We start from the raw sequence: 14,812 nt of genomic DNA on the forward strand, positions 1-14,812 counted from the left end.
GGTCCGGCTCGGGCCTCAGCGCTGGACCCGGCTGCGACCTCGGCCTTTGCTCGGCTGGGTCGGCCCTCGGCGGGACGGGGGCCGTCCGACTGGGCGGTTGGCGGGCGGGGTGGGTGCCGTGTGCGTCCGCCAACGCGGTGGCGGCGGACCGAGCGGTCCCGGCCGGACGGGCCGTTGCCGCCCGGAGTGGAGTCCACGCCCGCGGTATACGGAGCCGCCGAAGCCGCCGAAGCCGCCGGACCGGGCCGCGGGCCGGCGCCGGCGGTGCAGCAGCCACCCGGCCGCTGCCGGCGGATCCGACCAGCCGGATTTCTGGCGACGCCGACGCCGACGCCGACGGCGACGGCGACGGCGACGGCGACGGGAAATCCGAGTCGTCGAAGTCGACGCCCGCGGGGCCCTTCGGCTACCGAAATCCCGTCAACAAATTCCTACGAAAACGCTACGCAACTACCCGCCGAATCCGCGGATGCGTCAACTACTCAACACCGGAGAGCCTAACCGTTCGCCGACTCGGATTATATATTTTTGATTGATCTCGATGAGACTGCCGAATGCCTTCCTGGCGGCAGTGAGACCGATCGAGAACAGCACGCCCCAACCTTTTCCCGGTCCTGACGGCGCGTACCGGTCTGGGCCGATCACAACTGTCCGTCACGATCGCTCGTCTCGTCTCCCGCGGCCTGGTGGCTCTGGCCGAACGGGCACGGCGAGGCAGGAACGCTGTCTACCGTCTCCTGTTCGCCGAGAAAGAGCGTCCGGACAGCCGGACCCAGAACGCGCCGACTGGTACCGATCATGACGCGCAGAGCGTCCGGTCTGCCGGGACCCTCCCTGGTGGTTCTCCCCGGAAAAACCCTGTCGCGCGAGCGCGCCAGGCAGCATCGAAGATCAGAAGGACAGGGCCCACGATCCTGCCCCCGTCGAACGCGCCGACGAATCGGCTACGCCCTGCACCACGGCCTGACCTGTCGGCCTTGCCGGAACCACCGGCGTGGGCCGTTTTGGCCGCCAGGGAGCAACTGGGCCGGTTCGCGTCCCCGTTGTCTGTGGCCGCCGTGGCTCGGACGATCGCAGGTGCGGCATGAGGCTCACCCCCACGCAGCGCACCGCGGTCATGGTCCGGCTCTGCCATGAACTCGGCGAGGGGCGCCCGGCCACCCGCGAGCAGATCATCAGGGACCTGTACGGCGCCCCGATCGTGGCCAACAACGGCGTCACCCCGACCGACGTCGCCGTCACCCTGGCGTCGCCCGCGGCGCCCGTGTTCGCCGGCCCGACCGTGCCTGACCACTAGGACGTCATCGTCGATCAGGAACCTGATTCCGTCGTCAGCTTCGCTGAAGCTGCTGCCAGGCTCGGCCTGTCCGTGGGCACCGTGCGCCGCCACTGCGCCCCCTCGTCCCGCAAGCTCCTACGCGTCGGCACCGGGGTGAGCCTGGCATCCGTAGACGCCCTGGCAGGCTGATCGGACGGTCGGACGACGTCCACCAGGACAATGCGTTCGGGCCTGGTCCTGGTGGGCGTCGTTGCAGGTCAGACGGACTCCTCGTTTGCCGTCTCCCTCATCCTGCGTGCGGGGAGCCGCGCGACAACGTCCGCCAGAACGTCACCGGGGCTTCGGGAGCCCCCGTTGGCCGTGTCGACCGACCCGCCCGGGTAGAACAGGCGGACCCGCGCGGCGCTCGGTATGGCGTCATGCAGCCGGCGGGCGATCTTCACGGGGTCATATTCCGGCTCGCTGTCGTCCACGATCACATGAGCGCTCGCACGGTCGGGATTCGCGAAGTCGATGATGACCATCGTCATGTTGCCTCCCCGTCCCCCGAAGCATCGCTCTCCGGCGGGTCGGGTGCCCCCTGAAAGATCAGCATCGCGGCGCCGACGTGCGTGACTGTTTCGACCAGTGGGACATCACCAGGTAGGTAGGGGCCAGGGCCGATGTCAGCGCCGACGCGGTGACTCCCTGGTCGATGACCGCCGTGTGCCTGCCGCTGATCCGGGAGTAGTGAACCGAGATCCCCGGCATGGCCGGGAGCTGTACCGGATAGGTCGGATCTGGGGGCGCCGCATCGTCCGCGGTCTCGGCCGCGTCCGCCTGGCGGGTCCGCTGCTTGGTCACGGTCGCATACCTTCGTCCCCCTGGTCAGCCATTCCGTCTGCCCTCCCGGTGCACGTTGAGGGCACCGGGCACGCCCGCCTGTAGCTGAAGCGCGCCCGGTGCCAGCAGGCGCCCCGCCCGGGGGTCGATGCTGGGGATAGCTGCCCGGACGGAACGCCACACGAGCGTCACGCAGCACGCCGGACACGGCTACCGCCCGCATGGGACGGTCGGGGACGTCCTACGCCTACAGCGTCCCCAAGTGTCCCATCGGAGTCGGCATACGAAATGAGCGCCTCTATTCGGCGTTAATAACGAAGCATTGGAAGCACGCCGACTTCGCCGATGCCTTGGGGGTAGATCAGAAGACCGTGGAGCGGTGGATCTCGAAGGGGCGCACGCCGCATCGCAGGACCGCGATAGAAGCCGCAGCGCTACTGAAGGAGAACCCCGCCTATCTCTGGCCAGACCTTGGCAACCGGCCCGATCAGGACGGGAACCGTGGCGAGGTAGTTACGGTCTACACCGAGCGAAGCGCGGTCCCGAAGTCACTATGGCTGTCGCTTTTGGATCAGGCTAAAGAGAGTGTCAATATTCTCGTCTACGCTGGCCTTCACCTTCCCGAAGCTAATCCGAACTGGGTTCGGGAGCTACGCCGAAAGTGCGAGGATTCGGTTTCGATGCGAATTGCCTTCGGGGATCCGAATTCCGAACAGGTGAAAATCCGGGGAGGCGAGGAAGGTGTCGGGGCCGGGATGGCGGCCCGGATCAGATACGCCCTGGCGTGGTACCAACCGCTGTTCGGCTGCGAGAACCTGGAAATCGGGTTCCACTCCACAGTCCTGTACAACTCGATCTTGCGGTTCGATGACGAGATGCTCGTCAACCCACACGTGCTGGGGATGCCTGCGTTCCGCGCCCCTGTGCTGCACCTACGCAGGATCCCGGGTGGGCCGCTGTTCGAGACGTACGCCGAGTGCTTCGAGAACGTGTGGAAGACCTGTCGCCCCTACGAAGAGGGAGAGTAGACGTGCCTCGCAAGGACTACCTCAACGACCCGAGCGCACCCGCCGCAAACAGCATCGTTCCCGCGGTAAGCGCCATCGTGACAGACGACCGGGGGGCTCTACTCCTTATTCATCGGACCGACAATAAGTACTGGTCGATTCCGGGGGGAGGCATCGAGCCTGGCGAGACCGTGCGGCAGGCAACCGCCCGCGAGGTCAAGGAGGAGACGGGTATCGACATCGAGGTAATCGGCATCGTCGGCATCTTCTCCGACCCCGGGCATGTGGCGGCCTACGACGACGGCGAGGTTCGCCAGGAGTTCTCTATCTGCTTCACCACCCGCATCCTAGGAGGCGAGATAGCTACGAGCTCGGAGTCATCGGAAGTCCGCTTCGTGGCGCCCCAGGAAATAGGCGAATATCGAATTCACGAGTCCCTACGGGTGCGCATCGATCAGTACCTAGCCGGGGGCGAGCCTTATATCAGCTAGGCAATATGCGCTCGGCCCGGACTTCACTCTGTGGGACGGCACCGCACGCCGCATCGCCGCCAGCCTCACCGCCTGAGCCGACGGCATCGTCACTGCATCCCTCAGGCCACCTACCCGACCCGTTCCCAGCCGCCCAGGTCGCCCAGCTCCAAGCCGCCATCGCCGCCGCCCAACACCACCTCGACACCCAGCCAGGCCGAGACGCCCGCACCGCCGCCCTGTTCGCGATGGCCACACCCAGACACCCGAGCAGCAGTTCCATTCCGGCGGCGATGCGTTCGACTCGGTGGTCTCAGCGCCGGGTCGGGTCGGCCGCGCCGGCTGACGGGTCGGCCGCTCGTAGGCGGGTGACGAGCTCGCGCAGGAGCGCGCGGGCGTGGGTCACGTCAGTGAGCGGGATGTCGACGAGCAGTTCGCGGTGGTCCTCGGCGGCGCGGGCGGCCATCCGGCTCAGGGCGTCGTGGCCGTGGTCGGTGAGCTGGAGCAGGCCGGCGGTCCGGTGGTCCGGGTTGGCGATGACGTGGGCGAGTCCGTCGTCGACGAGTTCGTTGGCCGTGCGTTGCACGGCCTGGCGGCTTAGGCCGAGTCGCCGGGCGGCGGCGGGCACGGTGAGCGGGGGCCCGGAAAGCACGCCGAGTAGCTGCCATTGGGCCTGGGTCCGCCCCTCGGCGGAGGCGACGCGCTGCCCCCAGCGCCGTAGCGCGCCGGCGGTCTCGTAGACGTCCGCGATCAGCAGGGCAAGTTCGTCCGCCACGGCCACCTCCACCATCTTGACAACATGTTGCCGTGTGCCGCATTCTACCCATAACGACAACATATTGCTGATTCGATAATGTGCTGCACGGTAGGGCCTGTGACGCGCGAGGAAGAGTGCGAGGAAAGAAGAAAGGAAGGACGGATGACGAAGGACGTCACGCGGATGCTGGCCGAGGCGCAGCGTCTGGCCGCGCGAGTGCGGCCGGACGTCGGCGGGTTCCCGTACCTGGCGGAGGTGCTGCGCACCGCCGGCTGACGATGTCGGCGCGGTCGAGGGCGGCGGCGTGGGCGGAGCAGGCGGCGTGGGCGGCGTGGGCGGCGATGCCACCCCCGGCGGCCCCCATCGATCGTCCGGCCGAGGGGTGCTGCCGCCGGTACGGGCGGGAGCCGATGCCCGTTCGCGCAGCTCAGGGTGACCGGGAGCATGCCGGGGATCGCGCGGAAGAGGTTCGCGGCACCGCGAACGGGACAGGCCCCTAGTGATGAGGAAGGAGCACTGCCTGATGCAGCCGTCCCCGACCAACGACCGTCGATCGTCCGGCCGAGAGGTACCGCCGCCGGTGGACCCGGCCGCCGCTGGGCCCCGGGTACTCGCCGTCATCGACGGCCCGGACACAGCCGACTACACGGACGCGGCCGACTATGTGGCGCACACTGCGACGCTGCGGGGAGTCATCCGGCAGCGGCTGGTCACCCGCGCGCTGATCGAGCATCTGCCACCCGCGCCAGCGCGGCTGCTGGACATCGGCGGCGGAAACGGCGTGCAGGCGTTGGAATTCGCCCGGCGGGGATACCACGTGACCGTCTGCGAGCCCGACCCGCGGATGTTGGCCGAGACGCGACGCGGGCTGGCCGACGCCCCCGAGTCGGTCCGGCGGCGCGTCGAGCTGATCCAGGGGGACGGCCGGGACGCCGTCCACCTGGTGGGGACCGGCTGGGACGCCACCTTCTGCCACGGCGTCATCATGTTCGTCCCCGAGCCGGCGCCCCTGTTGACCGTCCTCGTCGAGCTCACCCGGCCCGGTGGAATCATCTCCGTGGTCGGCAAGAACGGCCCGGCCCTCGCGCTGCGTGCAGGACTGCAGGGCCGCTGGCAGGACACCACAGCACTGCTCGGCGAGCCCAGCTCCGCCGAAACGACCGAAACCGCCGGAGCCGCCGGAGCGAGCGGGCAGCCGGCGGTGCAACTGCCACCCGGCGACGATCCGGCGAACGTCGCCGCGATCCTCACCGCCGCCGGGACACAGCCGCTCGCCTGGTACGGGATCAGAACCTTCACCGATCATCTCGGCGACAGCCCGCCGGGGCCGGACGTGGACGCCGTCGTCAACGCCGAGTGGGCAGCCGGGGCCCGGGACCCCTACCGCGGGATCGCCCGCCTCATCCATCACGTTCATCGCCGGACGGGGATAGCCCGGCGGCGACTCGCATCAGACCGGCGGTGAGGTACCGGTCAGTCGCCCGGTGAGGAGCGCCCGGTCTGGTGGCTGGTGAGGAGTTGTGCGCGGCGGTGGACGTCGCGGGGGGAGCAGCGGCGGTCGAGGCGAGTCTGCAGAAGTGACTGGGCGACGTCGCGCCGGTTGGCCTGGATGGCACAGTAGATCGTGGTGTCCTCGACGATCTCACGCTGGGCGGCGCTGCCCCCGAGCCGCTCGACGCCGGGCAACGCGATCAGCGCGTCGGTCGCCCGATCGGGATCACCGTGCAGAAGGTGCATCAGGGCGTCAGCCAGCGGCGCGACCGTGTCGGTGAACACCTCGCTGCTCCGGGCGGCCGCGGACCGGCGCAGTTGCGCGAGTCGGCGGCAGTCCCCCACGGCGGCGAGGGCGATGGCCGAGTGGAGCCCGACGAAGGGCGTCGGCGGATCGACGAGCAACGCGCCGGGTACGGTCTCCAACACCGGTCCGAGTTCCACCGACGTCCAGGCGCCGGCCGCGAAGCCGCGCCACAGCAGCGACGCCGAGTCGATCAGGGCCCGGACGCCGGAGACGGCCGGCGGCGAGAGCTGGGCCGAGAAGCGTGCCCGGGTCGCGTTGTCGTCACCGAGTGCGAGTTCGTGCAGGGCCGCATGCCAGGAGAAGTGCGCCCGATACGACGAATCCGACCCGCAGGTCGAGATCCAGGCGTCCAACCAGGCCAGCCCCGCCTCGTGGTCGCCGGTCTCGTAGTGGACGTGGGTCTTCGCGTGGACGGCGTGACCGGCGGTCGGTTCGACGGCCAGCGCCAGCGCGGCGAGTTCGGCCGCCTCGTCCCACCGCTCCTGCTCCTGGCGGGTGAAGGCGAGCAGCCCCCGGTACCACCAGTCGTCGCGGTAGACGGCGGCGAGTCCTTCGACCAGGGCCCAGGCCTCGGCCGGCAGCTCCGTCGCGCCGTTGAACGCGATCGTCGGCACGGCGATGCTGACGGCCAGGGCGTCTTCCGGGTATGCCTGGATGTAGCTGAGCAGTGCCGCGGCCGAACCGGCTCCCCCCGGCTCGCGGATGCGGTCGGCGACGACCTCGATGAAGCGCCGTTCACGCTCGTCGGCCCGGCCGGCGTGGCGTTGCGCCTCCCGCAGGGCCGTTTCCACGTCGACATCGGCGCCCCACTCGGCGCCGAGCAGCGCCAGCACCGCCTGTCCGAGGGCGAACTGGGGGTCGGCCGCGACCGCTTCGGCCACCAGCGATTCGGCGCCGGACCGGACCCGCAGGATCCGTCCGAGCCCGGCGACGTAGCGACCGGCCGCCGCCGGGCTGGCGGTGAGGGGCAGGCCGTAGGGGTCGCGCACCCGCCGAACGACCCGTGGCCCGGGCAGGGCGGTCACGATGGCGCGGGCGAGCGCGGCGGCCTGGCCGCGGATCTCGGGAATCGCCGTGCTCTCCCACAGCTCCCCGCGCCGCAGCGGTCCGATGGCCCAGATGGCCGGCCGGGGACCGTCGGCCGCGACCAGCCGCCCGGACGCCTCGGTGGCGAAGCCCAGGTCCAGGCCGTCCGGGGTCGCCAGGCCGGTGGCGAGCAGGTTCATGACGAGGGGATCGTGGCTGGTCCGCACGCCGGCGCCCGCACCGGTGCAGTTGACCACGGCCGCGGCGAGTACCCGCGAGCCGTCGCTGAGCGAGACCTCGACGCCGGCCGCGGTGTCGGCAGCGTCGACGACCCGCGCGGCGTGCACGACCAGCGATCCCTCGGCGCGGCGTTGCTCCAGCCAGGCGTGGATGGCGGGGTCGACCCGGTGTCGTGCCCGGTCCCAGCGCCGCATCGTCGTGGCGACGAAGCTCGCCCGGCCAGCCGCGTCCAGGCGTGACCACAGCTCGGCCGTCACCGGGCGCATCGCGTCCACGGCCCGCCGCCAGTCACCATCGGCCGCCCGGATGTGATCGAAGACAAGCCGACGCGCCTGGCCGAGGCTCACCGGTCCGTCGGGCAGCTCCGGGGCGGCGAACGGCGGCGCCGGCTCCAGCGCGTGGGGCAACGGAAGCAGCCCATGACGCGAGGTCACATGCAGGCGCACGCCGGCCCGGCTCCAGCGCTGGGCCATGTCGGCCATGGTCAGGCCCGAGCCGACGAGCAGCACGTCGCTGCCGGCCGGGACGTGCGGCGGGGCATCCGCCCGCCACGGATCACCGACGAACCGGGGCGACCGGGCCAGCGCCGGCGGAGCCCACGACGTCGGCGCAGCGCCGTGTCCGAGCGCGAGGACGACGCCGTCGACCGAATGGCTGGTCCCGTCGTCGAGCGTGAGGCGCAGCCGCCGGCCGTGCCGGCGGACGTCCGTCGCTCGGGCGCACACCCGCTCGTAGCGCACCCCGCTCGCGGCGCGCAGCGTCTCCTCCAGCGTGTGGCGGAGGTAGTCGGCAAAGAACTGGCGGGGCGCGAAACCCCCGGCCGGAAAGTCGACCGCGACGTGCCGACGAAGCCAGCGCAGGAAGTGCTGCGGGTCATCGTCGAACGCGCTCATCTTCGCGGCCGGGACGTTGAGCCGGTGCCGCGGATCTCGCGTCAGATACGCCAGCCCCTCGCCGACGTCGTCTGGTTCGACGAGCAGTATCGTGAAGCTTCGGCCGGTAACCGCCACGGACCTTGCTAGCTGGGCGGTGGCGAGGCAACCGCTTGCCCCCCCACCCACCACCGCGACGACCACCGGCGCACTCATCGGGACCGTCGACAGTATGTGTGCGGACACCTGGGCATAGAGATCTCCTTCCCGGGCCATACAGATCGCTGCCAGGTTAAGCACAGGCGGGGCAGGTCGTGGCCCAGATCGACAGATCGTTACTTTCGCAGTGCGACCACGCCCGTTCTCGGGCACCCGACTGACCCTCGGTACTGACCTGTCGGCGTACGGTAGCGAGACGATCGGTGGCGCCCCTGTCGCGAGGGCCTCGCGGCGCCAGCGGCGCAGGCGGGGCCCCAGCGCCTTTCCAGCCAGGCGGGTGCGTCCCCGGTTACCGCCCTCGGCCGACAGCACCCCGCCACTTATAGCGATCACAGGAGGTCGGCGACCAGACACGACCTCGGCTGACTGTGCAGAACCCCTTTTCGGTCGGGCGGTGCCGAAGCGCCGCCCGACCTTGTCAGAGGCCCTTCCCGAATGGTCTCAGGCCAGGTTGGCCCGGTTGCAGACCGACCTCGCGACCACCGCGTGCTCGATGCCCCCGGGCAGGCTGAGCGCCAACGCATCGACCGTCAGCGTGCCGTCCGCCGCGATGGTCTGCTGGTTGATGGCCAACGCGCCCAGGTTGCCGGGCAGCACGATCGTGGTGCCCGGGGCCGGGTTCGGCTGGATCGTAATCGGCACTCCGAACAGCAGGATCGTCCCGTTCCTGATGTCGGCGGTCCCGCTCACCGTCCCGGTGAACGGGTTGTAGAAGCAGCTCGACGTGACGGTGCCGGCGGTCACGGCCGCCACCGGCCCCAGGGCCGCGGCGAGGCCGCTGACCGCCACGCTGGCGCTGGTCGGAGTCGCCGCGGTGCTCACGGCGCCGCTGTTGAGCAGCGGGAGGAGACTGAGACCCACCACGCTGTTCGGCGAGGTGCCCGGGAAGGCGCTGGCGGGGAACGGGCCGCCGGGGATGAGCCCGGTCGCCTGGAAGCCGATTGCCTTGTTCGGCGCCGCCGCGGAGGCGGGTGACGCGGCCGCGAGTGCCACCCCGCCGACGACGGCGAGTATGCCGAGACACCGAGCCGTGCGTTGTGCCCACATTTTCATGAATGCTCACTTCGATGCGTGTCGGGAACGGTCCTCACGACATCGCCGGGCTGCCGGGCACCGTTGTCCGGGTCGCTCTCCCAGCACTGCCATGACTTTAATTCCCGGGCCGAAGGTAACGTGCGCTACGTCAAAACATCGTCCTCCTACCAGGAGTGGAGGTTCACCGCCGAAGACACCACCGACTTTTTACCGACGCATACACGTCGTCTCGGTAACGAAGCCAGATCGCGCGAACATCGAGGCGTCTCGTCCCGCGTCCGCGCGACGGCGGGACACGCACCGTTCCACCGCGGCCGAGACCCACACGAATCATTCCCGGCCGCGTTGGAGGTGGACTGCGAGGCGTCCGGCGCGACGTGACCAGCTCGTTCGAAGAGGTGATCACCTCAGGCGAAGTAGTGGCCTTCCTTGAGGTCGGCGATCAGGCCCGGCCGGGTCGGCTGCCAGCCGAGCAGGTCACGGGTGATCTGCGCGGAGGCGGGACCGTCGAATCCCCAGAAGCCGCCGAGGAAGCCGACGTAGTCCCCGATCTGGTCGGGGGTGACGCCGACCGCGGGAATGTTGAGATGGGCGGCGAGGACCTCGGCGACCTCGCGGATGGGGACGCCCTCGTCGCCGACCGCGTGCAGCGCCGTACCGGGCGGCGCCGCCTCGAGCGCGAGGCGGAACAGGCGTGCGGCGTCGTCGCGGTGGACGGCAGGCCAGCGGTTGGTTCCGTCGCCGACGTAGGCCGCGGCGCCCTTCTGGCGCGCGAAGCCGATCGCGGCCGGGATAAAACCGTTGTCGCCGTCGCCGTGCGTGGCCGGTGGCAGCCGCACGGCCGAGGAGCGAACCCCGCGGGCGGCGAGCGCGAGTGCATAGTTGATGTTGTCGATCCGCCCGTTCGCCCCGCTGATCGGAACCTCGGGATCGGAGTCCTGCGCGGCCCGGCCGTCGTGTTCGGTGGCGACGACTCCCGACGGGAGGCCGAGCACGCCGAGGATGCCGGCGGCGATCACGAACGGCTTGTCGGTGCCGGCGAGGGCCTCGCCGAAGGTCTCGATCGCCGCGCGGTCGGCGTCGGTGGCGCCGGCGAAGTCGCCGGCGAAGGCGATGTCGTGCTTGAACGCGAGGTGGATGACGCCGTCGGCGGCCGCGGCGGCGGCACGCAGGACGTCGAGGTCGTCGAGCGATCCGGCACGGACCTCGGCCCCCGCCGCCCGCAGCGCAACGGCCGCGGCGTCGGAGCGGGCCAGGCCGGTGACCGCGTGACCGGCGGCGATCAGGTCGGGGACGAGTCCACGGCCGACCCAGCCCGACGCTCCGGTGACGAACACATGCATGGGAAACCTCCACGGTGGGGGCTGCGCGGGAGCGCAGCCCCGGCGGGCGCCCGCGATGCCCGTTGCCATTGATAGTACGATCGTTCTAGAAAAGAACGTATGCGGTCATGCTAGAAACGTCAAACCGTGTTGACCAGGGAGGCGGCCATGGCGGGACGACCGGTCAACCATCAGCGCCGGGCCGAGCTGCTGGACGCGGCGGTCGAGTACGCGGCCGAGTACGGGTTCTCCGAGCTGACGTGGCGGCCCGTCGCCGCCGCACTCGGGGTGTCGCCCACGACGTTGGTGCATCACTTCGGCACCAAGGAGCAGATGCTCGAGGCCATCCTCGGACGCCTGCGGGAGCGCATGTTCGTGGCCACCCGCGACCTGGCCGGCGAGCAGCCCGACCTGGCGACGCAGGCCCGGGCGACCTGGGCACGGGCCTGCGACCCACGACACGAAGCGGAGTTCAGGCTGTTCTTCGCGGTGTACGGACGCGCGCTGCAGGCTCCGCAGCAGTTCGCGGCGTTCCTCGAGCACGTCGTCGCCTACTGGATGAACTCCCTGGTCGACGCCCAGGGACCGGACACCGACCCGGCGACCGCGACGCGCACGGCCACCCTTGTGATCGCGACCATCCGCGGGCTGCTGCTCGACCTGCTCGCCACCGGCGACCGGGACCGGGTCCAGGACGCGGCCGAAAGCTTCCTCGCCACCCTCGAACACAGCACCCAGCCGTCGGCCGCACGGCCCCGGTGAGCCGGCGGCGGACCGCCTCACGTCATGGGCGTGCCGGTAGCTCCTTGGGGAAGTCCTCGAGGCCGAGCACGCGCAGCAGCTCCAGCCGCTCGCGGGCCTCGGTATCCGCCGGGGTGAGTACCAACAGTTTCTGCCCCTGGTCAGGGGTGACCAGGGTCTCGCAGTCCATCAGCAGGCGGCCCACCCGCGAGTGAATCATGGTCTTGCGGTCGGCCCGCCTTACCGCCACCTCGTGCTCGGCCCAGAGCCGGCAGAAGTCGCCACTCACGGCCTGCAACCGCTCCACGAGTCCCGTGACCGTCGGGTCGCGGGACCGCCGGCCGGCGACCGCGCGCAGGTCGGCGACAATCTGACGAGCCCGGTGGTCCTGATCTTCCGCCGGGCAGACGGCCCGGGCGGCGGGGTCGGTGAACCACCGATACGCGATGTAGCGCCGGTCGCCGGCGAAGCCGGTGTGATCGCCCTGCAGCAGGACAGCCGCCCGGTTCTGGGCGAGCACCTCCCCCAAGTCGGACAGCACCAGGGCCGCGGTGTCACCGAGCAGGTCAAGCATGCGCACCAGGCCGGCGCGAGCCAGCCGGGCCACCGCGTCGGCGGCCGGGGGCTGGTGGCCGGCCAGGTGGAACAGGTGGTCGCGTTCGTCGTCGGAGAGGCGAAGAGCCCGGGCCAGCGCGCCGAGCAGCTGGGTCGAGGGTTGACTGCTACGGCCCTGCTCCAGTCGTACGACGTAGTCGACCGACATGCCGGCGAGCATGGCCACCTCCTCCCGGCGCAGGCCGGTGGTGCGGCGGCGGCGGCCGTCGGCGATCCCGACCTCGGCCGGGCGAATCGACTCTCGGCGGCGGCGCAGGAAGTCGGCGAGCTCGGCACGCTGCATGGCTTCATGCTCCCCGGGGCCGGCAAGCCGATCCAGGGAGCGGCTCTCCCACGATGAACACTCCGCTCCCGCGCGTCCCGGTGCAGGCGCAGGGTGGGTGGCGACACCGACGGGCAAGCGACACCGACGAGGAGGAGAACGCGATGCAGACACGAACCCTGGGTAGCACCGGCCCGACCGTTTCCGCGCTGGGCCTGGGTGCGATGGGCATGTCGGGCGCTTACGGCGCGGCCGACCGCGCGGAGAGCATCGCCACCGTGCACGCCGCGCTCGCGGCCGGCGTCACGCTGATCGACACCGCGGATTTCTACGCCATGGGCCACAACGAGCTGCTGCTCAGCGAAGCGCTGCGCAGCCGGGACCGGGACAGTTACGTGCTGAGCGTCAAGTTCGGCGCGCTGCGGGGGCCGGGCCCCGAGTTCCACGGGAACGACGGCCGTCCCGAGGCGGTGCGCAACTTCGTGGCCTACTCGCTGACCCGGCTGGGCACCGATCACCTCGACATCTACCGTCCCTCCCGGCTGGACCCGGCGGTCCCGATCGAGGACACGGTGGGCGCGATCAAGGAGCTGATCGACGCCGGGTACGTGCGGCACGTCGGCCTCTCGGAGGTCGACGCCGAGACGATCCGCCGGGCGCACGCCGTGCACCCGATCGCCGACCTGCAGATCGAGTACTCGCTGATCTCCCGCGCGGTCGAAGCGGAGGTCCTGCCCACGCTGCGGGAACTCGGCATCGGCCTGACCGCGTACGGGGTGCTCGGCCGCGGACTCATCTCCGGGCACTGGTCCGCCGGCCGCACCGCCGGCCCTGGCGACTTCCGCGCCTTCAGCCCCCGGTTCTCGGCCGGGAACGTGGAGCACAACCTGGCCTACGTGGAGGCGCTGCGCCGGGTCGCCGAGGCGAAGGGGTGCACCGTCGCCCAGCTCGCCATCGCCTGGGTGGCCGCGCAGGGCGAGGACATCGTGCCGCTGGTCGGCGCCCGCACCCGCGAGCGGCTGGCCGAGGCGCTGCCCGCCACGGAGCTCGCCCTCACCGCGGACGACCTCGCCGAGATCGAGAAGGCGGTACCGGCGGGCGCGGCGCGCGGCGACCGCTACCCGTCCGCGTTCATGTCCGGCCTCGGCGTGGGGAACTGACGCCGGCGACGGTCACAACAGGTGACGGCCCCCGTCGACGTTGAGCGTCTGGCCGGTGATGAAGGCGGCGTCGTCGGAGGCAAGGAAGAAGATCGGTCCGACCAGGTCCTCGGGAGTTTCGTCGCGGTGGAACGCCCGCGCATTGCGCTGCTCCGCCAGCAGGGCCTCGGGAAGCACCGCGGCGGCCGCTGGGGTGACAGTAAGTCCCGGGGTAATCAGATTGACCGTGATGCCGTATCCGCCGAGTTCGCGGGCCAGGACACGGGTCAGGCCCAGGACCCCTCCCTTGGACGCCACGTAGTGGGACTGCATGGGGGTACCGCTGAAAACCGAGCCGGACCCGACGTTCACGATGCGACCGTGGCCGCTCGCCTTCAGGAGGGGGACGAAGGCCCGGATCATGAGAAAGGTGCCGGTGAGGTTGACGTCGATGACCTGACGCCACTCGTCGGTGCTCATCTCCTCGAAGGCGGTCTGCGGAAAGTGGCCGGCATTGTTGATCAGAACGTCGACCGTGCCGAGGTTCTGTTGCACGGCCTGGACCAGCGCGGCGACGCTCTCCTCGCTGGCGATGTCCGTGGCGACGGCATGCAGCGACGGGTGCTGCCCGCCGGGCGCGCCCGAGTCCCACCGGGCACGCCAGGTGTCGAGCGCCTCCTGCGAGAGATCGGCCGCGACGACCGTGTCGCCGTGGGCCAGGAAACGGTCGACGATCTCGGAACCGATGCCGCCGGAGGCGCCGGTGACCACGACGGTGCGTGCTGTGCTCATGACCACTCCTCTCAAGCTGGATCGTGCCCAAATCGGCCATTTTATCATTTGGCTGATACTTGTCCCACGCCGCTAGCTGGCATGGTCACGAATGAGCACAGCGCGTGCCAGCGGGTCGACCGGGCGCTGCGGGAGTTCCCACCAACCCACGCCCAGCTCGGACCGAAACACTCCTGGACACCACCGATCACGCACAGATATGAGAGTCGGTCCGCGGCAGTCCCGGCCACAGGGCGGCCGGCAGATGCAGGAGGTTCCTGACCGTCAAGCGGCTTGGCCTCACTCTTACCGTCAACAAGCTCCTGCAATTGCCGACGCAACCAAGACGGGCACCAGCCCGACGGTGGGCGCGGCGCGGATGTCGTCGTCGATCCGTCCGGACGCGCCGCGCTCGCCGCCCGTCACGGCCGGACGTT

The 14,812-nt window shown here is 70.5% G+C and carries 14 protein-coding genes; 6 read left to right on the plus strand and 8 right to left on the minus strand.

The window, feature by feature from the left end; translation table 11 throughout:
• Positions 1–1,084 precede the first annotated feature (1,084 nt).
• A complete protein-coding gene (locus ND748_RS01980; RefSeq protein ID WP_251743659.1) occupies positions 1,085–1,297 on the plus strand; it encodes a hypothetical protein in 213 nt (70 codons plus the stop codon).
• A 239-nt stretch (positions 1,298–1,536) separates the two neighbouring features.
• On the opposite strand, the gene ND748_RS01985 is transcribed toward ND748_RS01980, so the two are convergent.
• A complete protein-coding gene (locus tag ND748_RS01985) occupies positions 1,537–1,809 on the minus strand; it encodes a hypothetical protein (RefSeq protein WP_251743661.1) in 273 nt (90 codons plus the stop codon).
• Positions 1,810–1,867: 58 nt separating this feature from the next.
• Positions 1,868–2,122, minus strand: coding sequence for a hypothetical protein (locus tag ND748_RS01990; protein WP_251743663.1), 255 nt, complete (start codon positions 2,120–2,122; stop codon positions 1,868–1,870).
• A gap of 200 nt (positions 2,123–2,322) precedes the next feature.
• Between ND748_RS01990 and ND748_RS01995 the strand changes: the two genes are divergently transcribed.
• The gene (locus ND748_RS01995; RefSeq protein WP_251743665.1) at positions 2,323–3,129 is read left to right on the plus strand and encodes a helix-turn-helix transcriptional regulator; all 807 of its coding nucleotides are present in this window, start codon (positions 2,323–2,325) and stop codon (positions 3,127–3,129) included.
• Between the two features lie 2 nt (positions 3,130–3,131).
• Positions 3,132–3,599 (plus strand): NUDIX domain-containing protein, encoded by a 468-nt coding sequence (locus tag ND748_RS02000; protein WP_251743667.1) that lies wholly within the window; start codon positions 3,132–3,134, stop codon positions 3,597–3,599.
• A 292-nt stretch (positions 3,600–3,891) separates the two neighbouring features.
• Here ND748_RS02000 and ND748_RS02005 read toward each other — a convergent pair whose 3' ends face one another.
• Positions 3,892–4,353 (minus strand): MarR family transcriptional regulator, encoded by a 462-nt coding sequence (locus ND748_RS02005; protein ID WP_251743668.1) that lies wholly within the window; start codon positions 4,351–4,353, stop codon positions 3,892–3,894.
• Positions 4,354–4,858: 505 nt separating this feature from the next.
• Between ND748_RS02005 and ND748_RS02010 the strand changes: the two genes are divergently transcribed.
• A complete protein-coding gene (locus tag ND748_RS02010) occupies positions 4,859–5,800 on the plus strand; it encodes a methyltransferase domain-containing protein (RefSeq protein ID WP_251743670.1) in 942 nt (313 codons plus the stop codon).
• Positions 5,801–5,808: 8 nt separating this feature from the next.
• Here the strand turns inward: ND748_RS02010 and ND748_RS02015 are convergent, their stop codons facing one another.
• The 3 genes from ND748_RS02015 to ND748_RS02025 all read right to left on the minus strand — a co-directional run bounded on the left by ND748_RS02015 (position 5,809) and on the right by ND748_RS02025 (position 10,868).
• Positions 5,809–8,517, minus strand: coding sequence for an FAD/NAD(P)-binding protein (locus ND748_RS02015; RefSeq protein ID WP_251743672.1), 2,709 nt, complete (start codon positions 8,515–8,517; stop codon positions 5,809–5,811).
• A gap of 414 nt (positions 8,518–8,931) precedes the next feature.
• Positions 8,932–9,543: a hypothetical protein gene (locus ND748_RS02020; protein ID WP_251743674.1), complete on the minus strand. Its 612-nt coding sequence runs from the start codon at positions 9,541–9,543 to the stop codon at positions 8,932–8,934.
• A 389-nt stretch (positions 9,544–9,932) separates the two neighbouring features.
• The gene (locus tag ND748_RS02025; protein ID WP_251743676.1) at positions 9,933–10,868 is read right to left on the minus strand and encodes an SDR family oxidoreductase; all 936 of its coding nucleotides are present in this window, start codon (positions 10,866–10,868) and stop codon (positions 9,933–9,935) included.
• Between the two features lie 147 nt (positions 10,869–11,015).
• Between ND748_RS02025 and ND748_RS02030 the strand changes: the two genes are divergently transcribed.
• Positions 11,016–11,609, plus strand: a complete 594-nt coding sequence (locus ND748_RS02030) for a TetR/AcrR family transcriptional regulator (RefSeq protein ID WP_251743678.1) — start codon at positions 11,016–11,018, stop codon at positions 11,607–11,609.
• A 22-nt stretch (positions 11,610–11,631) separates the two neighbouring features.
• On the opposite strand, the gene ND748_RS02035 is transcribed toward ND748_RS02030, so the two are convergent.
• Positions 11,632–12,486, minus strand: coding sequence for a helix-turn-helix transcriptional regulator (locus ND748_RS02035; protein ID WP_251743679.1), 855 nt, complete (start codon positions 12,484–12,486; stop codon positions 11,632–11,634).
• Positions 12,487–12,629: 143 nt separating this feature from the next.
• Here ND748_RS02035 and ND748_RS02040 point away from each other — a divergent pair, with 143 nt between their 5' ends.
• The gene (locus tag ND748_RS02040) at positions 12,630–13,625 is read left to right on the plus strand and encodes an aldo/keto reductase (RefSeq protein WP_251743681.1); all 996 of its coding nucleotides are present in this window, start codon (positions 12,630–12,632) and stop codon (positions 13,623–13,625) included.
• A 12-nt stretch (positions 13,626–13,637) separates the two neighbouring features.
• On the opposite strand, the gene ND748_RS02045 is transcribed toward ND748_RS02040, so the two are convergent.
• Complete coding sequence (locus ND748_RS02045; RefSeq protein WP_251743683.1) at positions 13,638–14,396, minus strand: SDR family NAD(P)-dependent oxidoreductase; 759 nt, start codon at positions 14,394–14,396, stop codon at positions 13,638–13,640.
• Positions 14,397–14,812: the final 416 nt, after the last annotated feature.

This window comes from Frankia sp. AiPs1, from assembly GCF_023716945.1.
Classification (GTDB): Bacteria; Actinomycetota; Actinomycetes; order Frankiales; family Frankiaceae; genus Frankia.

Bases quoted from the DNA above. Each gene is read 5' to 3' on its own strand.
- ND748_RS01980 (WP_251743659.1), top strand. From the start codon at position 1,085: ATGAGGCTCACCCCCACGCAGCGCACCGCGGTCATGGTCCGGCTCTGC.
- ND748_RS01985 (WP_251743661.1), bottom strand. From the start codon at position 1,809: ATGACGATGGTCATCATCGACTTCGCGAATCCCGACCGTGCGAGCGCT.
- ND748_RS01995 (WP_251743665.1), top strand. From the start codon at position 2,323: ATGGGACGGTCGGGGACGTCCTACGCCTACAGCGTCCCCAAGTGTCCC.
- ND748_RS02010 (WP_251743670.1), top strand. From the start codon at position 4,859: ATGCAGCCGTCCCCGACCAACGACCGTCGATCGTCCGGCCGAGAGGTA.
- ND748_RS02020 (WP_251743674.1), bottom strand. From the start codon at position 9,543: ATGAAAATGTGGGCACAACGCACGGCTCGGTGTCTCGGCATACTCGCC.
- ND748_RS02025 (WP_251743676.1), bottom strand. From the start codon at position 10,868: ATGCATGTGTTCGTCACCGGAGCGTCGGGCTGGGTCGGCCGTGGACTC.
- ND748_RS02030 (WP_251743678.1), top strand. From the start codon at position 11,016: ATGGCGGGACGACCGGTCAACCATCAGCGCCGGGCCGAGCTGCTGGAC.
- ND748_RS02035 (WP_251743679.1), bottom strand. From the start codon at position 12,486: ATGCAGCGTGCCGAGCTCGCCGACTTCCTGCGCCGCCGCCGAGAGTCG.
- ND748_RS02040 (WP_251743681.1), top strand. From the start codon at position 12,630: ATGCAGACACGAACCCTGGGTAGCACCGGCCCGACCGTTTCCGCGCTG.
- ND748_RS02045 (WP_251743683.1), bottom strand. From the start codon at position 14,396: ATGAGCACAGCACGCACCGTCGTGGTCACCGGCGCCTCCGGCGGCATC.